Annotated in this window: 5 protein-coding genes; all 5 read left to right on the forward strand. The window is 73.7% G+C overall.

Annotated elements, in window-relative coordinates:
* Positions 1-102 precede the first annotated feature (102 nt).
* A complete protein-coding gene (gene cobT / locus ACFVST_RS17330) occupies positions 103-1209 on the forward strand; it encodes a nicotinate-nucleotide--dimethylbenzimidazole phosphoribosyltransferase (RefSeq protein WP_390152051.1) in 1107 nt (368 codons plus the stop codon).
* A gap of 68 nt (positions 1210-1277) precedes the next feature.
* Positions 1278-2054: an adenosylcobinamide-GDP ribazoletransferase gene (locus tag ACFVST_RS17335; protein WP_390152073.1), complete on the forward strand. Its 777-nt coding sequence runs from the start codon at positions 1278-1280 to the stop codon at positions 2052-2054.
* Positions 2055-2352: 298 nt separating this feature from the next.
* On the forward strand, positions 2353-3879 hold the full coding sequence (locus ACFVST_RS17340; RefSeq protein WP_390152053.1) for a leucyl aminopeptidase: 1527 nt from the start codon (positions 2353-2355) through the stop codon (positions 3877-3879).
* A 400-nt stretch (positions 3880-4279) separates the two neighbouring features.
* Entirely contained in the window at positions 4280-5668 is a 1389-nt protein-coding gene (lpdA, locus tag ACFVST_RS17345) for a dihydrolipoyl dehydrogenase (protein WP_390152056.1), read from the forward strand.
* A 67-nt stretch (positions 5669-5735) separates the two neighbouring features.
* A partial coding sequence (locus tag ACFVST_RS17350) for a biotin/lipoyl-containing protein (RefSeq protein WP_390152057.1) occupies positions 5736-6196 on the forward strand: 461 nt, incomplete at its 3' end.

Below are 6196 nucleotides of genomic sequence, written 5' to 3' on the forward strand. Positions count from 1 at the left end.
CGGTGCCTCCAGGCAGGCGGGGCGCGGGCGGCACGCGACCTGCGGCACCGGGCCGCCGGGCCGGTACTGTTCCCGGCGAGTGAGCCACCCGAGGAGAGCTGAGTGAATCTCGACGACTTCACCGACCTGATCGAGCGCCCCGACGCGGGGGTGCGCCGCGACGCCGAGGAACGCAGGGCCCGGTTCGCGGTCCCGCCGGACGCCCTGGGCCGCCTCGACGAACTGGGCGAGTGGCTCGCCGCGGCCCAGTCCTCGGCCCGGGTGAAGCCGATCGAGCAGCCGCGGGTGGTGCTCTTCGCCGGGGACCACGGGGTGGCCGGACTCGACGTCTCCGTCCGGCCCGCCGGTTCCGCGAGCCGCCTGGTCCGCGCGGTCCTGGACGGCGAGAGCCCGCTCGCGGTCCTCGCCCGGCGGCTCGACGTGCCCGTCCGGGTGGTCGACATGTCGCTGGACTGCGACCCGGCCGAGCTGCCCGAGGAGATCACCCGGCACCGGGTACGGCGCGGCAGCGGGCGGATCGACATCGAGGACGCGATGACGGCCGACGAGGCGGAGCAGGCACTCCGGGCCGGTATGGCGGTGGCCGACGAGGAGGCCGACGCCGGGACCGACCTGGTGGTCCTCGGCGACCTCAGCGTCGGCGGCACCACCGCCGCCGCCACCCTGATCGCCGCCCTCTGCGGGGTCGACGCCTCGGTGGTCACCGGACGCGGCGGCGAACCGATCGACGACCTGGCCTGGATGCGCAAGTGCGCCGCGGTCCGCGACGCGCTGCGGCGGGCCCGCCCGGTCCTCGGCGACCAGGCGGAACTGCTCGCCGCGGTCGGCGGCCCCGACCTGGCCGCCGCCACCGGCTTCCTCCTCCAGTGCGCGGTACGGCACACCCCGGTCGTCCTCGACGGGGTGGTCTCGGCGGCCTGCGCCCTGGTCGCGCAGCGCGTCGCCTTCCGCGCCCCGGACTGGTGGCTCGCCGGGCACACCAGCGGCGAGCCCGCCCAGGCCAAGGCGTACGACCGGATGGCGTTCGAACCGCTGCTGGACCACGGGGTGAAGGTCGGCGAGGGCGTCGGCGCCCTCCTCGCCCTCCCCCTGGTCCGCTCCGCCGCCGCCCTCGCCGCCGAACTCCCGGCGCGGGAACCGGAGTCCACCCCTGACGAGACGGAGAGCGCGGCACCGGAGCCCACGGAGGCCGGAGCCGACATCACGTGAGTACGGCGGAGGGCGGCGGCTCCCCCGCGCCGGGGGACGGCGGGGCCGCGGCGGGGGCCGGGGAGCCGGTGGCGCTCGCGGACGGGCTGCGCTTCGCGTTCGGGACGCTGACCGCGCTGCCGGTGCGGGTCAGCCGCTGGGACCGGGCCGCCGCCCGCGATGGGATGCTCTGCGCGCCGCTCGCCGGTCTGGTCGTCGGGCTCTGCGCCGCCGCCCTGGGCGGGCTGCTGCTGGCCCTGGGCTCCGGCCCGCTGCTCGCCGCCGTGGCGAGCGTCGCGGTACCCGCCGCCCTCACCCGCGGACTGCACCTCGACGGCCTGGCCGACACCGCCGACGGCCTCGGCAGCGCCCAGGCCCCCGAAGCGGCACTGCGCATCATGAGGCAGTCCGACATCGGCCCCTTCGGCGTCCTCACCCTGGTCCTGACCCTCCTCGCCCAGACCGCCGCCCTGGACCGCCTGTACGAGGACTCCTGGGCGCGGGGCGCGGTGGCCGCCGCCCTCTCCGCGACCGTCGCCCGCCTCGCCCTCACCCTCGCCGCCCGTATCGGGGTGCCGGCCGCCCGGCCCGGCGGGCTGGGGGCCGCGGTCGCCGGGACGGTGCCGCGGGGGGCGGCCGGGGCGGCGGTGGCGGTCACCGCTGTCGCCGCGGCGGTGGGCGGATCTCTCGACGGGGTGCCCGGGGCGGTGCGCGCCGTGCTCGCCACCGCGGCGGCCTGCGGGGCGGCGGAACTGCTGCTGCGGCACTGCCGCCGCCGGCTCGGCGGGGTCACCGGCGATGTCTTCGGCGCCCTCGCCGAGACCGCCGCCACCACCGCCCTGATCCTCCTCACCCTCGGCGGCTGACCCCGGCTCGGCCGCCAACACCCCTCCCCCGCAAGGCCGTTGCCCCTGCACCCGCCGCCGTACGGACCACTCGCGGCCGGGGACGCGGTGCTGTTCGGACGGGGTTGGCAGCCGGGCGGGCAGGCCGCGGGCGCGGCGCGTAGGCTCCGTACCGGCAAGCCCATGGCGCGCTCCGGGGGACTGTCCGGCTCCTCCTCACCGGCGGGTGGGGCGTCGGCGGACAGATCCCAGGCTCGCTCCGGGCACGGTCGATCCACCCCTCGGCCGAGGAACTCAACGGAAGCGAGACACCACCACCGTGACTGCTCTGACTCTCAGCACCGCCGCCGTGGCCGGCCTGCGGGCCGACGCGATCGTCGTCGGTGTGGCCAAGGGCGCGAAGGGACCGGTCCTGGCGCCCGGCGCCGAAGCCGTGAACAAGGCGTACGACGGCGGACTGGCCGACGTCCTGGAGACCCTCGGCGCCTCGGGCGGCGAGGGCGAGGTGACCAAGCTGCCCGCGCCCGCCCGCTTCAAGGCGCCGGTGGTCCTGGCCGTCGGCCTGGGCGCGGCACCCGAGAAGGGCGCGGACACGGCGTACACCGAGGAGGTGCTGCGGCGGGCCGCCGGGTCCGCGGCGCGCGCCCTCGGCGGTGCGAAGAAAGCGGCGTTCGCGCTGCCGTTGACCGACGCGGCCGCCGCGGGCGCCGTCTCCGAGGGCGTGCTGCTCGGGGGCTATGTCTTCGACGTGTACAAGGCGGACACCGGGAACGGCCGGAACGCCAAGGGCCCGCTCGGGGAGGCCGTACTGCTCGGCGTCAAGCCCCGCGACAAGGCGTACCGGGCGGCCCTGGAGCGGGCCACCACGGTCAGCGAGGAGCTGAACCGGGCCCGCGACCTGATCAACACCCCGCCCAACGACCTCGACCCGGAGGCCTTCGCGGCCGTCGCCACCGCGGCGGCCAAGGAGCACGGCGTCAAGGTGCAGGTGCTCGACGAGAAGGCCCTCACCAAGGGCGGCTACGGCGGCCTCCTCGGCGTCGCCGCCGGGTCCGCCGCGGAGCCGCGCCTGGTGAAGCTGGCGTACACGTCGAGCAAGGCGAAGAAGTCGCTGGCCTTCGTCGGCAAGGGCATCACCTACGACTCGGGCGGCATCTCGCTGAAGCCCGCCGGGCACAACGAGACGATGAAGTGCGACATGAGCGGTGCGGCCGCGGTGTTCGCCGCGGTGATCGTCGCCGCCCGTCTGGGACTTGAGGTCAATGTCACCGGCTGGCTGGCGCTCGCCGAGAACATGCCCTCCGGCTCCGCCACCCGCCCCGGCGACGTCCTGCGGATGTACAGCGGCAAGACCGTGGAGGTGCTGAACACCGACGCCGAGGGCCGCCTGGTACTGGCCGACGCGATCGCCCGCGCCTCGGAGGAGAAGCCGGACGCCATCGTGGACGTGGCGACCCTCACCGGCGCGATGATGGTGGCCCTGGGCAACCGCACCTACGGGATCACGGCCAACGACGACGCCTTCCGGACCTCGGTGTACGAGATCGCGGAGGAGGTCGGCGAGCCGGCCTGGCCGATGCCGCTGCCCGAGCACCTGATGAAGGGGATGGAGTCGTCGACCGCCGACATCGCCAACGTCGGGGAGCGGATGGGCAGCGGCCTGCTCGCCGGGCTCTTCCTGCGAGAGTTCGTCGGCGAGGGCATCACCTGGGCCCACCTGGACATCGCCGGCCCGGCCTTCAACGAACAGGCCCCCTTCGGCTACACCCCCAAGGGCGGCACCGGTACCGCGGTGCGCACCCTGGTCCGCCTCGCCGAGCGCACGGCCGACGGCGATCTGGGCTGACCGCATCCGCCCTGGACGAGAGCGGTGCTCGCAGATGCGAGCACCGCTCTTGTTTTTTTGCGAGCACCGCTCTCGCCTCCCGTGAGCACTGCTCTCGTTCTCCCGTGAGCACCGCTCTCGTCTTTCCGCTGCCGCGGGGGTCCGCGAAAGGGCGGGGCAGGCACTAGGTTCTTCTCGCGGGCAGCCACGCCGAGGGGCACCCAGTGCCATGGGGTAACGACGGTCTCACTCCACGGCCCCGCGTCCCGGCTTCGGCCGAGAAGTGCAAAGATGGGTTCTCGGCAGGACAGGGCCCCCACCACAGGGCCGAAGAAAGAGCGGCCGCACACCAGCCGACCGACACCCCCGTTCCACACCGGGCGGGCCCCGGCGCTCGGCACACATGCATGGAGGACGTGACGTGGCGAACGACGCCAGCACCGTTTTCGACCTAGTGATCCTCGGCGGTGGCAGCGGCGGTTATGCCGCGGCACTGCGCGGAGCTCAGCTTGGCCTTGACGTCGCCCTGATCGAGAAGAACAAGCTCGGCGGCACCTGCCTGCACAACGGCTGCATCCCCACCAAGGCCCTGCTGCACGCCGGCGAGATCGCCGACCAGGCGCGCGAGGCCGACCAGTTCGGTGTGAAGGCCACCTTCGAGGGCATCGACATCGCGGGGGTCCACAAGTACAAGGACGACGTCATCTCGGGCCTCTACAAGGGCCTTCAGGGCCTGGTGGCCTCGCGGAAGGTGACCTACATCGAGGGTGAGGGGCGGCTGTCCTCCCCCACCTCCGTCGACGTGAACGGCCAGCGCGTCCAGGGCCGCCACGTACTGCTGGCGACCGGGTCCGTGCCCAAGTCGCTGCCCGGCCTGGAGATCGACGGCAACCGGATCATCTCCTCCGACCACGCGCTGAAGCTGGACCGCGTCCCGCAGTCCGCCATCATCCTCGGCGGCGGCGTGATCGGCGTGGAGTTCGCCTCGGCCTGGAAGTCCTTCGGCACCGATGTGACGGTGATCGAGGGCCTGAAGCACCTGGTGCCGGTGGAGGACGAGAACAGCTCCAAGCTGCTGGAGCGCGCCTTCCGCAAGCGCGGTATCAAGTTCAACCTGGGCACCTTCTTCGAGAAGGCCGAGTACACCCAGGACGGCGTGCGCGTCACGCTGGCCGACGGCAAGACCTTCGACGCGGAGGTCCTGCTCGTCGCCATCGGCCGCGGCCCGGTCTCGCAGGGCCTGGGCTACGAGGAGCAGGGCGTCGCGATGGACCGCGGCTATGTCCTGGTCGACGAGTACATGCAGACCAATGTGCCCACCATCTCGGCCGTCGGCGACCTCGTCCCGACCCTCCAGCTCGCCCATGTCGGCTTCGCCGAGGGCATCCTGGTCGCCGAGCGGCTGGCCGGCCTCAAGCCCGTCCCGGTCGACTACGACGGCGTGCCGCGGGTGACGTACTGCCACCCCGAGGTCGCCTCCGTCGGCATCACCGAGGCCAAGGCCAAGGAGGTCTACGGCGCGGACAAGGTCGTCGCCCTGAAGTACAACCTCGCGGGCAACGGCAAGAGCAAGATCCTCAAGACCGCGGGCGAGATCAAGCTCGTCCAGGTCAAGGACGGTGCGGTGGTCGGCGTCCACATGGTCGGCGACCGGATGGGAGAGCAGGTCGGCGAGGCCCAGTTGGTCTACAACTGGGAGGCGCTGCCGGCCGAGGTCGCCCAGCTCATCCACGCCCACCCCACGCAGAACGAGGCGCTCGGCGAGGCCCACCTGGCTCTCGCGGGCAAGCCGCTGCACTCGCACGACTGAACCGGCCCGCGGTTCATGGGCGCGACGACCACAGACTTCCGCACTTTCGTAAGGAGCAACTGAAACCATGGCGGTTTCCGTAACCCTTCCGGCGCTCGGGGAGAGCGTCACCGAGGGCACTGTCACGCGCTGGCTGAAGGCCGAGGGCGAGCGTGTCGAGGCCGACGAGCCATTGCTCGAAGTCTCCACCGACAAGGTCGACACCGAGATCCCCTCGCCGGCCGCCGGCGTGCTGTCCTCCATCAAGGTCGCCGAGGACGAGACCGTCGAGGTCGGCGCCGAGCTGGCCGTGATCGACGACGGTTCCGGCGCCCCGGCCGCGGCCCCCGCCCCGGCCGCCGCCGAGGCCCCCGCGGCCGCCCCGGCACCGGTCGCCGAGGCGCCCACCGCCCCGGCCGCTCCCGCACCCGCCGCCGCTCCGGCCGCCGGGTCCGCCGCAGGCACCGACCTGGTGCTGCCGGCGCTGGGCGAGTCGGTCACCGAGGGCACCGTGACCCGCTGGCTCAAGGAGGTCGGCGAGTCCGTCGA

The organism is Streptomyces sp. NPDC058045 (assembly GCF_042885635.1).
In the GTDB taxonomy this organism is placed as follows: Bacteria; Actinomycetota; Actinomycetes; order Streptomycetales; family Streptomycetaceae; genus Streptomyces.